General features: G+C 57.2%; 16 protein-coding genes. 14 read left to right on the top strand and 2 right to left on the bottom strand.

Features of this window, described 5'->3' with window-relative positions; all coding sequences use genetic code 11:
- Positions 1–38: 38 nt before the first annotated feature.
- A complete protein-coding gene (locus L3069_RS16460) occupies positions 39–1,178 on the top strand; it encodes a 3-phenylpropionate MFS transporter (RefSeq protein WP_022649024.1) in 1,140 nt (379 codons plus the stop codon).
- On the opposite strand, the gene csiE is transcribed toward L3069_RS16460, so the two are convergent.
- Positions 1,179–2,456: a stationary phase inducible protein CsiE gene (gene csiE, locus L3069_RS16455; protein WP_023300722.1), complete on the bottom strand. Its 1,278-nt coding sequence runs from the start codon at positions 2,454–2,456 to the stop codon at positions 1,179–1,181.
- 125 nt (positions 2,457–2,581) lie between these two features.
- Between csiE and L3069_RS16450 the strand changes: the two genes are divergently transcribed.
- Positions 2,582–3,220, top strand: a complete 639-nt coding sequence (locus L3069_RS16450) for a DUF1007 family protein (RefSeq protein WP_022649022.1) — start codon at positions 2,582–2,584, stop codon at positions 3,218–3,220.
- Positions 3,211–4,191, top strand: a complete 981-nt coding sequence (locus L3069_RS16445) for a nickel/cobalt transporter (RefSeq protein ID WP_023300721.1) — start codon at positions 3,211–3,213, stop codon at positions 4,189–4,191. Before L3069_RS16450 ends, L3069_RS16445 begins: the two co-directional genes overlap by 10 nt.
- Positions 4,192–4,251: 60 nt before the next feature.
- On the opposite strand, the gene suhB is transcribed toward L3069_RS16445, so the two are convergent.
- The gene (gene suhB, locus L3069_RS16440; RefSeq protein ID WP_022649020.1) at positions 4,252–5,055 is read right to left on the bottom strand and encodes an inositol-1-monophosphatase; all 804 of its coding nucleotides are present in this window, start codon (positions 5,053–5,055) and stop codon (positions 4,252–4,254) included.
- Between the two features lie 132 nt (positions 5,056–5,187).
- Here suhB and trmJ point away from each other — a divergent pair, with 132 nt between their 5' ends.
- The 11 genes from trmJ (at position 5,188) to sseB (ending at position 14,032) form a co-directional block, all read left to right on the top strand.
- Positions 5,188–5,913 carry a tRNA (cytosine(32)/uridine(32)-2'-O)-methyltransferase TrmJ gene (trmJ, locus tag L3069_RS16435; protein ID WP_015572157.1) on the top strand — a complete coding sequence of 242 codons (726 nt, stop codon included), beginning with the start codon at positions 5,188–5,190 and terminating at the stop codon, positions 5,911–5,913.
- A gap of 216 nt (positions 5,914–6,129) precedes the next feature.
- On the top strand, positions 6,130–6,621 hold the full coding sequence (iscR, locus tag L3069_RS16430; protein ID WP_003860665.1) for a Fe-S cluster assembly transcriptional regulator IscR: 492 nt from the start codon (positions 6,130–6,132) through the stop codon (positions 6,619–6,621).
- Between the two features lie 117 nt (positions 6,622–6,738).
- Positions 6,739–7,953: a cysteine desulfurase gene (gene iscS, locus L3069_RS16425; RefSeq protein ID WP_006176692.1), complete on the top strand. Its 1,215-nt coding sequence runs from the start codon at positions 6,739–6,741 to the stop codon at positions 7,951–7,953.
- 24 nt (positions 7,954–7,977) lie between these two features.
- A complete protein-coding gene (gene iscU, locus L3069_RS16420; RefSeq protein ID WP_003860661.1) occupies positions 7,978–8,364 on the top strand; it encodes a Fe-S cluster assembly scaffold IscU in 387 nt (128 codons plus the stop codon).
- Between the two features lie 13 nt (positions 8,365–8,377).
- Positions 8,378–8,701, top strand: a complete 324-nt coding sequence (gene iscA / locus L3069_RS16415) for an iron-sulfur cluster assembly protein IscA (protein WP_003860659.1) — start codon at positions 8,378–8,380, stop codon at positions 8,699–8,701.
- A 198-nt stretch (positions 8,702–8,899) separates the two neighbouring features.
- Positions 8,900–9,415, top strand: coding sequence for a co-chaperone HscB (gene hscB, locus L3069_RS16410; protein ID WP_022649017.1), 516 nt, complete (start codon positions 8,900–8,902; stop codon positions 9,413–9,415).
- A 14-nt stretch (positions 9,416–9,429) separates the two neighbouring features.
- Entirely contained in the window at positions 9,430–11,280 is a 1,851-nt protein-coding gene (gene hscA, locus L3069_RS16405) for a Fe-S protein assembly chaperone HscA (RefSeq protein WP_038416510.1), read from the top strand.
- 1 nt (position 11,281) lies between these two features.
- The gene (fdx, locus tag L3069_RS16400; RefSeq protein ID WP_003860652.1) at positions 11,282–11,617 is read left to right on the top strand and encodes an ISC system 2Fe-2S type ferredoxin; all 336 of its coding nucleotides are present in this window, start codon (positions 11,282–11,284) and stop codon (positions 11,615–11,617) included.
- A 1-nt stretch (position 11,618) separates the two neighbouring features.
- Positions 11,619–11,819: a Fe-S cluster assembly protein IscX gene (iscX, locus tag L3069_RS16395; RefSeq protein WP_003860650.1), complete on the top strand. Its 201-nt coding sequence runs from the start codon at positions 11,619–11,621 to the stop codon at positions 11,817–11,819.
- Between the two features lie 53 nt (positions 11,820–11,872).
- Entirely contained in the window at positions 11,873–13,159 is a 1,287-nt protein-coding gene (gene pepB / locus L3069_RS16390) for an aminopeptidase PepB (RefSeq protein WP_022649015.1), read from the top strand.
- Positions 13,160–13,255: 96 nt separating this feature from the next.
- Entirely contained in the window at positions 13,256–14,032 is a 777-nt protein-coding gene (gene sseB, locus L3069_RS16385) for an enhanced serine sensitivity protein SseB (protein ID WP_032623766.1), read from the top strand.
- The last annotated feature ends 6 nt before the right edge of the window (positions 14,033–14,038 follow it).

The following is a 14,038-nucleotide window of genomic DNA, read 5'->3' as shown; positions in this document are numbered from 1 at the left end:
TTAACGCCAGACTATCGCCTCCATTTCGGGAGGGATTCATGGTCTTGCATTCCACGCGCTGGCTGGCGCTCAGCTATTTCACCTATTTCTTTAGTTACGGTATTTTTTTGCCTTTCTGGAGCGTCTGGCTCAAGGGAATTGGTCTGACGCCTGAGACCATCGGCATCCTGCTGGGCGCGGGGCTGGTGGCGCGTTTCCTGGGTAGCCTGCTGATTGCGCCCCGCGTCAGCGATCCCTCCTTACTGATTAAAGCGGTGCGTATTCTGGCCCTGCTGACGCTGGTCTTTGCGGCCTGCTTCTGGGTCAGCCACCAGTTTGCCTGGCTGATGGTGGTGATGGTTGGCTTTAATCTGTTCTTCTCCCCGCTGGTGCCGCTGACGGATGCCCTGGCGAACACCTGGCAAAAGCAGATCACCATGGACTATGGCCGCGTGCGCCTGTGGGGATCGATTGCCTTCGTGATCGGCTCTGCGCTGGTCGGGAAACTGGTCAGCCTCTATGACTATCGCGCCATTCTGGCGCTGTTAACGCTCGGTATCGCCTCGATGCTGCTCGGTATGTTGCTGCGTCCGTCGGTGATGCCGCAGGGCGAAAGCCGCCATCAGGAGAGCGCTGGCTGGCCCGCCTGGCGCTCGCTGGTGGCGCAAAGCTGGCGTTTCCTGGCCTGCGTCTGTCTGCTTCAGGGGGCGCATGCGGCCTATTACGGCTTCAGCGCCATCTACTGGCAGGGGGCGGGCTACTCGGCTTCTGCGGTAGGCTACCTGTGGTCGCTCGGCGTGGTAGCGGAGGTCATTATCTTCGCGCTGAGCCAAAAACTGTTCCGTCGTTTCGGGGCGCGTGACCTGCTGCTGCTTTCCGCCGTTTGCGGCGTAGCGCGCTGGGGCATCATGGGCTGGACGACGGATCTGCCGTGGCTGATTGTGGCGCAAATTCTGCACTGCGGAACCTTCACCGTCTGCCATTTGGCGGCGATGCGCTATATCGCGGCGCGAGAGGGTGGGGACGTTATTCGTCTTCAGGCAGTCTATTCAGCGGTGGCGATGGGCGGCAGTATTGCGGTGATGACCGTATTTGCCGGTTTCCTCTATCAGCACCTGGGCCACGGTGTGTTCTGGGTGATGGCGCTGGTCGCTTTACCGGCCATCGTCATCCGCCCTAAAGTCGCTGCTCGCACGTAACTAGGATTCGAGCATAACGCGAATATGTTCCTGCTGCTGCGTGTTCAGGGTCTCAACGGCATGAATGAGCGGCGGCGAGAACAGCGGCAGGGCAGTTGGATAAGGCGTAATAACCAGCGCCGCCTCGCGGGGGGCGCCCTCCTTCTTAAACGCTTCCAGGCTAAGATAACGAATATTGAGCGGCAGCAGCGTTAGCTCGCGAAGCTGCTGCTCAATTAACTCCTCGCAGGCTTTATCTTCCCCCGTTAACAGGACCACCTGTTTTTCATGAAGATCGGTTTCCTGCATCAGCCAGGCACCAAAAATCACCGCCACCAGAGCCATCTCTTCACCGGAGAATCGCAGGCCAAATTCGGCTTCCAGCTCAAACAGCGCCTCTTTAGTGGTGCGCAGCAGCCGGGGGTATAGACGGTGGATCTCTTCCGGCAGACTGTTGTCGATGCCGATGTCAAATAAGGAGCGGTCCAGCGCCTGAGCCAGATGAATATACAGCTGATCGGTCAGCCCTTGCTCATCGCTGAAGTTCATCCCGGTTTGCGCCCGGAAACGGGCAATCATACGCACGATGGCCCGACGCAGGCGCTGATCCTGCTGGTGTTTATCCAGTACCGGGTCGGGTGTGCGGAGCATCATAAACAGCAGCGCCAGGAACAGCTGTTCATCACAGTGCGTTCCCTGCGGGACGCGCCGTTTCCAGTGACGGACAATTTCCTGCGCCGTAAAGTATTCCCCTCTCGATTGCGTCCAGCTGCGCTGAACGGGTGAAAACTCCGGCGTATTGCCCAGATGATGCTGAATCAGACAATATTGCAGATAAAGCTGTAAAAACTGTACGTCGCGGGACTCAAACTGGCGCTGAAGCTTGCGCGCGCAAAAGTTGATAAGCGCCCGAAGGTTCGCATCGTCATAAAGCGGGCGGGCAATGCCGTGCTGTTTGAGCGCGGTTTTTAAGGCAGGGGTAAACTGTTGGGCGACAAAATGTGGACACAGCCGAAGCGCCCTGCGCAGCCAGTGCAGCAGGCACAAACGCTGATTCAGGGCGGAGCCCTCAATTCGGTAACAACCGTCATGGTGCGTGACGATATCAAGCCGATGATAGCGCTGGATTTCATCGCGCGTCTCGGCTATATCTTGCCGTGCCAGGACGTCGTCCACGCCGTTGGCAGCGATTATGCTCTGTGCGGTGACGGCAGCATCGGGCAGGTAAAGCATCAAAAGCACCTGGCAACGGCGCTGCGAACTGGAAAGCACAGATGGAATTTCAAGCGTCGTCATCATCTGTCGGGTATCCAGTGTGAATGTTTGATAAGAATAGCTAAAGGATGGGCGCTGAAAAGCGCGCCGGCAGGCCTTTCATTCAGGATTGCTGGCGAACATCACAGAATTTTTGACGTGAGGAATTGATGCAAACAGTTAAACAAAGCGTGACAGCGTTATTTTTGGCGGTTATCACCTCCGCCGCCAGCGCACATCCTCACAGCTTTATCAGCCTGAAAACCGAACTGGTGACGGACGGCACGCAGCTCAGCGGCCTGAAGATGCGCTGGACGATGGATGAAATCACCTCCGCCGACCTGCTGTACGATGCCGGAAACGCAAAGCCCGGCGACGAGATCTGGAAAAAGCTGGCGGCGGAAGTCATGGCCAACGTGCTGGGTCAGCACTACTTCACCGAGTTCTGGCACAACGGACAAAAGGTGAAATTTCTTAACCGTCCCACGGAGTACGGTATGACCCGCGACGGCCATCAGGCGGTGCTGACGTTTATCCTTCCGCTGGCGCACCCTCAGCCGCTGGCCGGGCAGAAGTACAGGTTTTCCACGTTTGACCCAACCTACTATGTCGATATGCATTACGCCCAGGACAGCGACGTGCAGTTGCCAGAAATATTGCAAAAAAGCTGCAAAATTGCCGTGCACACGCCGACGCCCAGTGAAGAGACGCTGAACTTTGCCGTTTCCCTTGATAAAGAAGATGCGCCTCCAGAAGACATGGAATTAGGAAAACAGTTTGCGCAGGAGGTGACGTTACAATGTCAGTGATCTCCTCCCCCGTCAGTAAGCCGCGTCGCTGGCTGCACCTCTGGCCTCTGGCGCTCTTTTTGCTGTTAGCGTCTGGCGGCGCGCTCTGGCTGTGGCAGGCATGGCCGCAGGTGATGATGAAAAGTATCCTCTGGCAGCGGGAAGTTAATCAGCAGATGAGCGGGCTGCTGAAAGCCGTGGCGGAAAATCCGTCCAAAGCGGGCGGCTCTCTTCTGGCGTTCAGCTTTATCTATGGCGTGCTGCATGCCCTGGGGCCGGGGCACGGCAAAATCGTCATCACGACCTGGCTTGCCACCCATCCGTCGAAGCTGAAATCGAGTATCGGCCTGACGCTGGCTTCCTCGTTACTTCAGGGCGGTGTGGCAATTGCGCTGGTCGTGGTCGTCCTTTCGCTGCTACAGCTCCCGGCCCGCCAGCTGCATATGAGCAGCTTCTGGCTGGAGAAGGGAAGTTACGCGCTGGTAGGCTTACTGGGGCTGATTCTCTGCTGGCGGGCGCTGAAAAAATTGCGCGCGTTGCTGCAAAAACCAAAATTCAAAATCTTTACGCCGCATCACCTTCACCATAAAAACTGCGGGTGCGGGCATCAGCATCTGCCGACGCAGGAACAATTACAGAATGGTGACGACTGGCGTGCGCGCCTGATGATTGTTCTCTCAATGGGGATGCGTCCATGCTCGGGCGCAATCATGGTGCTGTTGTTCAGCAAAGTGATAGGTGTATTTGGCTGGGGCATGATCTCGGCGCTGGCGATGGCGGCGGGAACATCTCTGACTATCTCTTCGTTAGCCTTGCTGGTGCACAGCTTCCGTCAGCTGGCGGTAAAACTCAGCGGCAATAAAACGCCGGTATTGTGGCGACAGGTTGGCTGGACGACGCTTGCGCTGGCGGGCGGGGTGATTCTGCTGGTGGCTGCGGTCACGATGTGGATAAGTGCGGTGCCGGTGGGAAGGGGGTTGCGGCCTTTTTAGCCATACCTGAGGGGTTTGTAGGCCCGGTAAGCGTAGCGCCACCGGGCTTAACAGACTGGATTAACGCTTCAGCGCATCGCTCAGTTCTTCACGCATGTTTGCCAGCATGGCTTTAACAACGCGCGGGTTACCTGCAACGATGTTGCCGGTAGACATATAGTTATGGCCGCCGGTGAAGTCACAAACAATCGCGCCAGCTTCACGTGCGATCAGCTCGCCCGCCGCGAAGTCCCACGGCTTCAGTGACAGCTCAAAGTAACCGTCAACGCGGCCGGTCGCCACGTAGGCCAGATCCAGTGCAGCAGAGCCGGTGCGACGGAAGTCCGCGCATTCGGTGAACAGTTTGCCGAGGATATTCATATAAGTGGTTGCGTGCTGCTTCGCCTTGAACGGGAAGCCGGTCGCCAGAATCGTGCCGTCCAGATCGCGTGCATTGCTGCAGCGCAGACGGTAGCCGTTCAGCTGCGCGCCCTGACCGCGGGTCGCGGTGAACAGTTCGTTACGCATTGGATCGTAAACAACGGCGACTTCAGTACGGCCTTTGATGCGTACTGCGATAGACACAGAGAAGTGTGGCAGGCGCTTAACGAAGTTGGTGGTGCCATCCAGTGGATCGATAACCCATTGAACATCCTGATCGGTACCTTCATGTTCACCGCTTTCTTCGGTGATGATGGTGTGCTGCGGGTAAGATTTGCGGATCGTTTCGATAATAATCGCTTCGGCGGCTTTATCGACGTTAGTCACGAAATCATTGCTGCCTTTCTGGCTGGTTTCTACGGAGTCTGGGGTTTCGTAGTGTTTGGCAATTACATTACCCGCCTTGCGCGCTGCGCGCACGGCGATGGTCAGCATCGGATGCATCGGTCTCTCTCACTGGATGTTAAAGAACAGGAAAATCGGCGCAGAGTATAGCAGCGGGATCGGATTATGTCTCTCGTTTATGATAATATGCCCGAATATTCTTCAGACACTGAATCCAGACATCTAAAAATTATGCTGCAAAACATTCGAATCGTGCTGGTCGAAACATCGCACACCGGCAACATGGGCTCTGTGGCCCGCGCTATGAAAACCATGGGCTTAACGAACCTGTGGCTGGTTAATCCGCTGGTGAAACCAGACTCTCAGGCTATTGCGCTGGCGGCCGGCGCCAGCGACGTGATCGGGAATGCACAGATTGTGGACACCCTGGACGAAGCCCTGGCCGGTTGCAGTCTGGTGGTGGGGACCAGCGCGCGCTCCCGTACGCTGCCCTGGCCGATGCTGGACCCGCGCGAATGCGGCCTGAAAAGTATCTCAGAAGCGGAACAGGCGCCGGTTGCGCTGGTGTTTGGTCGTGAACGCGTTGGCCTGACCAACGAGGAACTACAGAAGTGTCACTACCACGTGGCGATTGCCGCAAACCCGGAATACAGCTCGCTGAACCTGGCGATGGCGGTGCAGGTGATTGCCTACGAAGTACGCATGGCATGGCTGGCGACGCAGGAAAAACCGGTCGAACCTAAAGAAGAGACGGCCTACCCGCTGGTGGACGATCTGGAGCGCTTCTACGGCCACCTGGAGCAGACGCTGCTCTCGACCGGCTTTATCCGTGAAGGCCATCCAGGGCAGGTGATGAACAAGCTGCGCCGTATGTTCACCCGCGCGCGTCCGGAAAGCCAGGAGCTGAACATCCTGCGCGGGATCCTGGCGTCGATTGAGCAGAAGAATAAAGAGTAGTGTTGATTTCCCCCTCTCCCTGTGGGAGAGGGCCGGGGTGAGGGCATCAGTCCGCACCTTTGTTATGAAGGCACAGAAGGTTAAATACCTGACTAAAACAGTCAAGTAAATAGTTGACCAATTTAGTCAGGAATGTCAGACTTGGCCCTGCTATGCAATACCCCCATTTTACAATAAAAAACCCCGGGCAGGGGCGAGTTTGAGGTTAAGTAAGACATGAGACTGACATCTAAAGGGCGTTATGCCGTGACCGCGATGCTGGACGTTGCGCTCAACTCCGAAGCGGGCCCGGTTCCGTTGGCTGATATTTCTGAACGACAGGGGATCTCCCTCTCTTATCTGGAACAGCTGTTCTCCAGACTGCGTAAAAATGGACTGGTGTCCAGCGTTCGTGGCCCGGGCGGCGGTTATCTGCTGGGTAAAGACGCGGGCAGTATTGCGGTTGGCGAAGTGATTAGCGCAGTTGACGAATCCGTTGACGCGACCCGTTGCCAGGGCAAAGGCGGCTGTCAGGGCGGCGATAAATGCCTGACCCACGCGCTGTGGCGCGATCTGAGCGACCGTCTGACCGGCTTCCTGAATAACATCACCCTGGGTGAGCTGGTTAATAACCAGGAAGTTCTGGATGTTTCTGGTCGTCAGCACAGTCAGGATTCACAACGCAGCACCCGCACGCAGGACGCCATCGACGTTAAACTGCGCGCGTAATTAAAAAGATAAGTATTCAGAATCAGGCCGGGGTGGTCACACCCCGCGTACTCGGTCGTACATCCAGCCGGTTGCCTGATTCCTTGCATTGAAGCGATGTACGGAGTTTATAGAGCAATGAAATTACCGATTTATCTCGACTACTCCGCAACCACGCCGGTGGACCCGCGTGTTGCCGAGAAAATGATGCAGTGTCTGACCCTGGACGGAAACTTTGGTAACCCAGCTTCCCGTTCACACCGTTTTGGCTGGCATGCTGAAGAGGCGGTTGATATCGCCCGTAATCAGATTGCTGACCTGGTCGGTGCCGACCCGCGTGAAATTGTTTTCACCTCCGGTGCGACCGAATCCGACAACCTGGCGATCAAAGGTGCAGCCAACTTTTATCAGAAAAAAGGCAAGCACATCATCACCAGCAAAACCGAACACAAAGCCGTGCTGGACACCTGCCGTCAGCTGGAGCGTGAAGGGTTCGAAGTGACTTACCTGGCGCCGCAGAGCAACGGGATCATCGACCTGAAAGAGCTCGAAGCGGCGATGCGTGATGACACCATTCTGGTTTCCATCATGCACGTTAACAACGAAATCGGTGTTGTGCAGGACATCGCCACCATCGGCGAAATGTGCCGTGCGCGCGGCATCATCTACCACGTGGATGCGACCCAGAGCGTGGGCAAACTGCCTATCGACCTGAGCCAGCTGAAAGTGGACCTGATGTCCTTCTCCGGTCACAAAATCTATGGCCCTAAAGGCATCGGCGCGCTGTACGTTCGTCGCAAGCCACGTATCCGCATCGAAGCACAGATGCACGGCGGCGGTCACGAGCGCGGCATGCGTTCCGGTACTTTGCCTGTTCACCAGATTGTGGGCATGGGCGAAGCGTATCGCATCGCGAAAGAAGAGATGGAAAGCGAGATGGCACGCCTGCGTACGCTGCGTAACCGTCTTTGGGACGGCGTGAAGGATATGGAAGAAGTCTATCTGAACGGCGATCTCGAGCAGGGCGCGCCGAACATCCTCAACGTCAGCTTCAACTATGTTGAAGGCGAGTCGCTGATCATGGCGCTGAAAGACCTGGCCGTTTCTTCCGGTTCTGCCTGTACGTCTGCAAGCCTGGAGCCATCCTACGTGCTGCGTGCGCTGGGCATGACTGACGAGCTGGCGCACAGCTCTATCCGTTTCTCTTTAGGTCGTTTCACTACCGAAGAAGAGATTGACTACACCATCAAACTGGTTCGTAACTCCATCGGCCGTCTGCGCGACCTTTCTCCACTGTGGGAAATGTTCAAGCAGGGCGTGGATCTGAACAGCATTGAATGGTCACATCACTAATCGGTACATAAGGAGAATTCAATCATGGCATACAGCGAAAAAGTTATCGATCATTACGAGAACCCGCGCAACGTTGGCTCTTTTGACAACAGCGACGAATCTGTCGGTAGCGGTATGGTTGGCGCGCCAGCGTGTGGCGACGTGATGAAGTTGCAGATTAAAGTCAACAATGAAGGTATCATTGAAGACGCGCGCTTCAAGACCTACGGCTGCGGTTCTGCTATCGCCTCCAGCTCCCTGGTCACCGAGTGGGTGAAGGGCAAGTCTCTGGACGAAGCACAGGCAATCAAAAACACGGACATTGCTGAAGAACTCGAACTGCCGCCGGTGAAAATTCACTGTTCAATTCTGGCAGAAGACGCGATCAAAGCCGCCATTGCGGATTACAAAAGCAAACGTGAAGCAAAATAATTGAGGTTTGAGTATGTCGATTACCCTTAGCGACAGCGCTGCCGCGCGAGTAAGCTCTTTTCTGGCGAACCGTGGTAAAGGCTTTGGCCTGCGACTGGGCGTACGTACCTCCGGCTGTTCTGGTATGGCTTACGTACTGGAGTTTGTTGACGAACCGGCGTCTGATGACACCGTGTTTGAAGACAAGGGCGTGAAGGTGGTGGTCGATGGCAAAAGCCTGCAATTTCTCAACGGCACTCAGCTGGACTTTGTAAAAGAAGGCCTGAACGAAGGGTTCAAATTTACGAACCCGAACGTCAAAGACGAGTGTGGTTGCGGCGAAAGCTTCCACGTTTAACCGCGTTCCGCTGTTATACCGATTAATTCGTGTTGCAGAAAGGCGGCAAGCGAGTGAATCCCCGGGAGCTTACTTAAGTAAGTGACTGGGGTGAACGAGCGCAGACAACGCATCTGCAGCGCGAAGTAAGAAGGTATAACCCCACCGTGGCTGTGCTACGCGTGGGGTTTGTTCTAACAGGCTACCCCTGAGATTGTTATGGATTACTTCACTCTCTTCGGACTACCCGCTCAATACCCGATTGATCTCCAGGCGCTGACGATCCGTTTTCAGGATCTCCAGCGTCAGTACCATCCGGATAAATTCGCCAGCGGGACGCAGGCAGAGCAGCTGGCTGCGGTATCACACTCCGCAACCATCAACCAGGCCTGGCAAACGCTGCGTCATCCGCTGGCGCGTGCAGAATATCTGCTCTCGCTCCACGGTTTTGATCTGGCGAGCGAACAGCATACCGTGCGCGACACCGCGTTTCTGATGGAGCAGCTGGAGCTTCGCGAAGAGCTGGATGAAATTGAACAGGCTAAAGACGAAGCGCGTCTGGAACGTTTTCTCCAGCGCGTAAAGGGCATGTTCGATACCCGCCATCAGCAGATGGTTGAGCAACTGAACAACGAGACCTGGGACGTGGCGGCAGACACTGTGCGCAAACTCCGTTTTCTCGATAAACTGCGAAGCAGTGCTGAACAACTCGAAGAAAAGCTGCTCGATTTTTAATTTCGGAAGCAATTATGGCCTTATTACAAATTAGTGAGCCAGGCTTAAGCGCCGCACCGCACCAGCGTCGTCTGGCGGTCGGTATTGACCTGGGCACCACCAATTCTCTCGTGGCGACCGTGCGTAGCGGCCAGGCGGAAACGCTGGCTGACGAGCAGGGCCGCCATCTGCTGCCTTCCGTGGTCCACTACCAGCAGCAGGGTCACGCTGTCGGCTTTGATGCCCGCGCCAATGCCGCGCGCGATCCGGCTAACACCATCAGCTCGGTTAAGCGCATGATGGGCCGCTCGCTTGCGGATATCCAGACCCGTTATCCGCATCTGCCGTACCAGTTACAGGCCAGCGAAAACGGCCTGCCGATGATTGCGACATCTGCCGGTCTGCTGAACCCGATTCGTGTTTCCGCTGACATCCTCAAAGCGCTGGCGGCGCGCGCGACGGCGACGCTCGGTGGCGATCTGGACGGCGTGGTAATCACCGTTCCGGCCTACTTCGACGATGCACAACGTCAGGGCACCAAAGACGCCGCGCGTCTGGCGGGCCTGCACGTGCTGCGTCTGCTGAACGAACCGACAGCGGCAGCCATTGCCTACGGCCTCGATTCCGGTCAGGAAGGGGTGATTGCGGTTTACGATCTCGGCGGCGGGACGTTTGATATCTCTATCCTGCGCTTAAGCCGCGGTGTGTTCGAAGTGCTGGCCACCGGCGGGGATTCCGCGCTCGGCGGCGATGACTTCGACCATCTGCTGGCGGACTACATCCGCGAGCAGGCGGGCATCAGCGATCGCAGCGATGCGCGCGTCCAGCGTGAACTGCTGGATGCGGCCATCGACGCCAAAATCGCCCTGAGCGATGCGCAGTCCGTCAGCGTGAACGTCGCAGGCTGGCAGGGTGAGATCACCCGCGACCAGTTCAGCGAACTGATTGCGCCTCTGGTTAAGCGTACCCTACTGGCCTGCCGTCGCGCATTGAAAGATGCGGGCGTTGAGGCTAACGAGGTGCTGGAAGTGGTCATGGTTGGCGGCTCAACCCGCGTGCCGCTGGTACGTGAGCGCGTAGGGGAATTCTTTGGCCGCACGCCGCTAACCTCTATCGACCCGGACAAAGTGGTTGCCGTGGGTGCCGCTATCCAGGCCGATATCCTGGTCGGCAACAAGCCGGACAGCGAAATGCTGCTGCTGGACGTCATCCCGCTGTCTCTGGGTTTAGAAACCATGGGCGGCCTGGTGGAGAAAGTCATTCCCCGTAACACCACCATTCCGGTGGCGCGCGCGCAGGAGTTCACCACCTTCAAAGACGGCCAGACCGCGATGTCCATCCACGTGATGCAGGGCGAGCGCGAGCTGGTGCAGGACTGCCGCTCTCTGGCGCGCTTTGCGCTGCGCGGAATTCCGGCGCTGCCGGCGGGCGGGGCGCATATTCGCGTCACCTTCCAGGTGGATGCGGACGGCCTGCTGAGCGTGACGGCGATGGAAAAATCCACCGGCGTCGAATCGTCCATTCAGGTGAAGCCGTCCTACGGCCTGACCGATGGCGAAATCGCCTCCATGATTCAGGACTCAATGAGCTACGCCGAGCAGGATGTGAAGGCGCGTATGCTGGCGGAACAAAAAGTGGAAGCCGCACGCGTGCTGGAGAGCCTGAACGGCGCGCTTGCTGCCGATGCCGCGCTGTTAAGCGCCGCTGAACGCCAGGTAATTGACGACGCTGCTGCGCGCTTAAGCGCCGTGGCCGAAGGCAATGACGCTGACGCAATAGAAGAAGCCATTAAAAACGTTGATAAACAAACCCAGGACTTCGCTGCTCGCCGCATGGACAAATCTGTCCGCGTCGCGCTGAAAGGCCAGTCCGTGGACGAGGTTTAATATGCCAAAGATTGTTATTTTGCCTCATGCGGACCTCTGTCCGGATGGCGCTGTTCTGGAAGCGAAGACCGGTGAAACCATTCTCGATGTAGCCCTGCGTGCAGGTATCGAAGTGGAACACGCCTGTGAAAAATCCTGTGCCTGCACCACCTGCCACTGCATCGTGCGTGAAGGTTTTGATTCTCTCGCCGAGAGCACCGAAGACGAAGACGACATGCTGGATAAAGCATGGGGTCTGGAGCCAGACAGCCGCTTAAGCTGCCAGGCCGCGGTGACCGATGAAGATCTGGTCGTGGAATTCCCACGCTACACCATCAACCACGCACGCGAGCATTAATATGGGACTGAAGTGGACTGACAGCCGTGAAATCGGCGAAGCGCTCTACGACGCGAACCCGGATCTCGATCCGAAGACCGTACGATTCACCGACATGCATCAGTGGATCTGCGATTTAGAGGATTTTGACGACGATCCAAACGCATCCAATGAAAAAATTCTGGAGGCGATTCTGTTAGTCTGGTTAGATGAAGCAGAGTAAATCACTTAACGGGCTGCCTTCAGGCGGCCCGTTTGCTAATAAGGACAAATAAAATGACCGAAGCGATGAAGATTACGCTCTCCACGCAGCCAGCCGACGCACGCTGGGGCGAGAAAGCCACCTGGAGCATCAATAACGACGGTATTACCCTGCACCTGACGGGTAACGATGATTTGGGCCTGATCCAGCGCGCCGCGCGTAAAATTGACGGCCTGGGCATTAAGCATGTCACTCTGGCTGGCGAAGGCTGGGACACAGACCGCAGCTGGGCTTTCTGGGCGGGTTACAAAGGGCCGAAAGGCACCCGTAAAATTGAGTGGGCGAACCTCGATGAAGCCGGTCAGAAAGAGCTGGAAAGCCGCCTGAAAATTATCGACTGGGTGCGCGACACCATCAACGCCCCGGCGGAAGAGTTGGGGCCTGAGCAGCTGGCGCAGCGCGCGGTTGACCTGCTGTGCGGCGTGGCGGACGACAAGATGTCCTACCGCATCACCAAAGGTGAAGACCTGCGCGAACAAAATTACATGGGTATCCACACCGTGGGTCGTGGCTCCGAGCGTCCTCCGGTCCTGCTGGCGCTGGATTACAACCCAACCGGCGATAAAGAAGCGCCGGTCTTTGCCTGTCTGGTCGGGAAAGGTATCACCTTCGATACCGGCGGTTACAGCCTGAAGCAGAGCGCGTTCATGGACTCCATGAAGTCCGACATGGGCGGCGCGGCGACCATTACCGGCGCGCTGGCGTTCGCCATCACCCGTGGTCTGAACAAACGCGTGAAGCTCTACCTGTGCTGCGCGGATAACATGGTGAGTGGCAATGCCTTCAAGCTGGGCGACATCATTCGCTACCGCAACGGTAAAAATGTTGAGGTGATGAACACCGATGCCGAAGGCCGTCTGGTGCTGGCCGATGGCCTGATTGACGCCTCTGCGCAGAAGCCGGAGCTGATTATCGACATGGCGACCCTGACCGGCGCGGCGAAAACTGCCCTTGGCAACGATTACCATGCGCTGTTCAGCTTCGACGACAAGCTGGCCGCTCGCCTGCTGGCCAGCGCGGCGGCGGAAAACGAGCCGTTCTGGCGTCTGCCGCTGGCCGAGTTCCACCGCAGCCAGCTGCCGTCTAACTTCGCCGAGCTGAACAACACCGCGAGCGCGGCGTACCCGGCGGGAGCCAGCACAGCAGCAGGCTTCCTGTCTCACTTCGTTGAGAACTACCATGAAGGCTGGCTGCACATTGACTGCTCCGCAACCTACCGTAAAGCGGCGGTTGAGCAGTGGTCAGCAGGCGCAACCGGTCTGGGTGTGCGTACCGTGGCGAACCTGCTGACGGCTGAGTGATCTTTTTTGCCGGGTGGCGCTACGCTTACCCGGCCTACAAAACCCGTAGGCCCGTGCAAGCGTAGCGCCGCCGGGCAATTGTGAAGTAGCCAAACTATGTCAGAAACCAAAAACGAATTAGAAACCCTGCTGGAGCAGGCGGCGACCGAGCCCGCCCACCGTCCGGCCTTTTTCCGCACGCTGCTGGAATCCACCGTCTGGGTGCCGGGCACCGCAGCAGAAGGGGAGCAGGTTGTCGAAGACAGCGCCCTGGATCTGCTGCACTGGGAGAAAGACGACGGCACGTCGGTGATCCCGTTCTTTACCTCGCTCGAGGCCTTGCAGGAAGCGGTAGAAGACGAACAGGCGTTCGTGGTGATGCCGGTGCGCACGCTGTTCGAAATGACCCTGGGGCAGACGCTGTTCCTCAACGCCAAACTGCCGACAGGGAAAGAGTTCACTCCGCGTGAAATCAGCCATCTGATTGGTGACGAGGGCAACCCGCTCAGCACCCAGGAGGTGCTGGAAGGGGGCGAAACGCTGCTGCTGTCTGAAGTGGCTGAGCCGCCCGCGCAGATGATTGACTCCCTGACCACGCTGTTTAAAACCATCAAGCCGGTAAAACGCGCGTTCCTCTGCTCCATCAAAGAGAGCGCTGACGAAAAGCCTGTTCTGCTGATTGGAATTGAGGCCGATGGCGATATCGACGAGATCATCCAGGCGGCGGGAAGCGTAGCGACCGACACGCTCCCGGGCGATGAGCCGATTGATATCTGTCAGGTGAAGAAAGGTGAGCAGGGCATCAGCCACTTTATTACCGAGCACATCACCCCGTTCTACGAGCGTCGCTGGGGCGGCTTCCTGCGCGATCTCAAGACCAACCGCATTATCTGATTACGG

This window comes from Enterobacter cloacae complex sp. ECL411 (genome assembly GCF_021869665.1).
Classification (GTDB): Bacteria; Pseudomonadota; Gammaproteobacteria; order Enterobacterales; family Enterobacteriaceae; genus Enterobacter; species Enterobacter intestinihominis.
The sequence above is the reverse complement of the archived record's forward strand: the minus strand, read 5'-3'. Positions and strand labels throughout refer to the sequence as shown.

Excerpts from the sequence above, each read along its gene's own strand:
- L3069_RS16460 (WP_022649024.1), top strand. The coding sequence starts at position 39 with ATGGTCTTGCATTCCACGCGCTGGCTGGCGCTCAGCTATTTCACCTAT.
- csiE (WP_023300722.1), bottom strand. The coding sequence starts at position 2,456 with ATGATGACGACGCTTGAAATTCCATCTGTGCTTTCCAGTTCGCAGCGC.
- L3069_RS16450 (WP_022649022.1), top strand. The coding sequence starts at position 2,582 with ATGCAAACAGTTAAACAAAGCGTGACAGCGTTATTTTTGGCGGTTATC.
- L3069_RS16445 (WP_023300721.1), top strand. The coding sequence starts at position 3,211 with ATGTCAGTGATCTCCTCCCCCGTCAGTAAGCCGCGTCGCTGGCTGCAC.
- suhB (WP_022649020.1), bottom strand. The coding sequence starts at position 5,055 with ATGCATCCGATGCTGACCATCGCCGTGCGCGCAGCGCGCAAGGCGGGT.
- trmJ (WP_015572157.1), top strand. The coding sequence starts at position 5,188 with ATGCTGCAAAACATTCGAATCGTGCTGGTCGAAACATCGCACACCGGC.
- iscR (WP_003860665.1), top strand. The coding sequence starts at position 6,130 with ATGAGACTGACATCTAAAGGGCGTTATGCCGTGACCGCGATGCTGGAC.
- iscS (WP_006176692.1), top strand. The coding sequence starts at position 6,739 with ATGAAATTACCGATTTATCTCGACTACTCCGCAACCACGCCGGTGGAC.
- iscU (WP_003860661.1), top strand. The coding sequence starts at position 7,978 with ATGGCATACAGCGAAAAAGTTATCGATCATTACGAGAACCCGCGCAAC.
- iscA (WP_003860659.1), top strand. The coding sequence starts at position 8,378 with ATGTCGATTACCCTTAGCGACAGCGCTGCCGCGCGAGTAAGCTCTTTT.
- hscB (WP_022649017.1), top strand. The coding sequence starts at position 8,900 with ATGGATTACTTCACTCTCTTCGGACTACCCGCTCAATACCCGATTGAT.
- hscA (WP_038416510.1), top strand. The coding sequence starts at position 9,430 with ATGGCCTTATTACAAATTAGTGAGCCAGGCTTAAGCGCCGCACCGCAC.
- fdx (WP_003860652.1), top strand. The coding sequence starts at position 11,282 with ATGCCAAAGATTGTTATTTTGCCTCATGCGGACCTCTGTCCGGATGGC.
- iscX (WP_003860650.1), top strand. The coding sequence starts at position 11,619 with ATGGGACTGAAGTGGACTGACAGCCGTGAAATCGGCGAAGCGCTCTAC.
- pepB (WP_022649015.1), top strand. The coding sequence starts at position 11,873 with ATGACCGAAGCGATGAAGATTACGCTCTCCACGCAGCCAGCCGACGCA.
- sseB (WP_032623766.1), top strand. The coding sequence starts at position 13,256 with ATGTCAGAAACCAAAAACGAATTAGAAACCCTGCTGGAGCAGGCGGCG.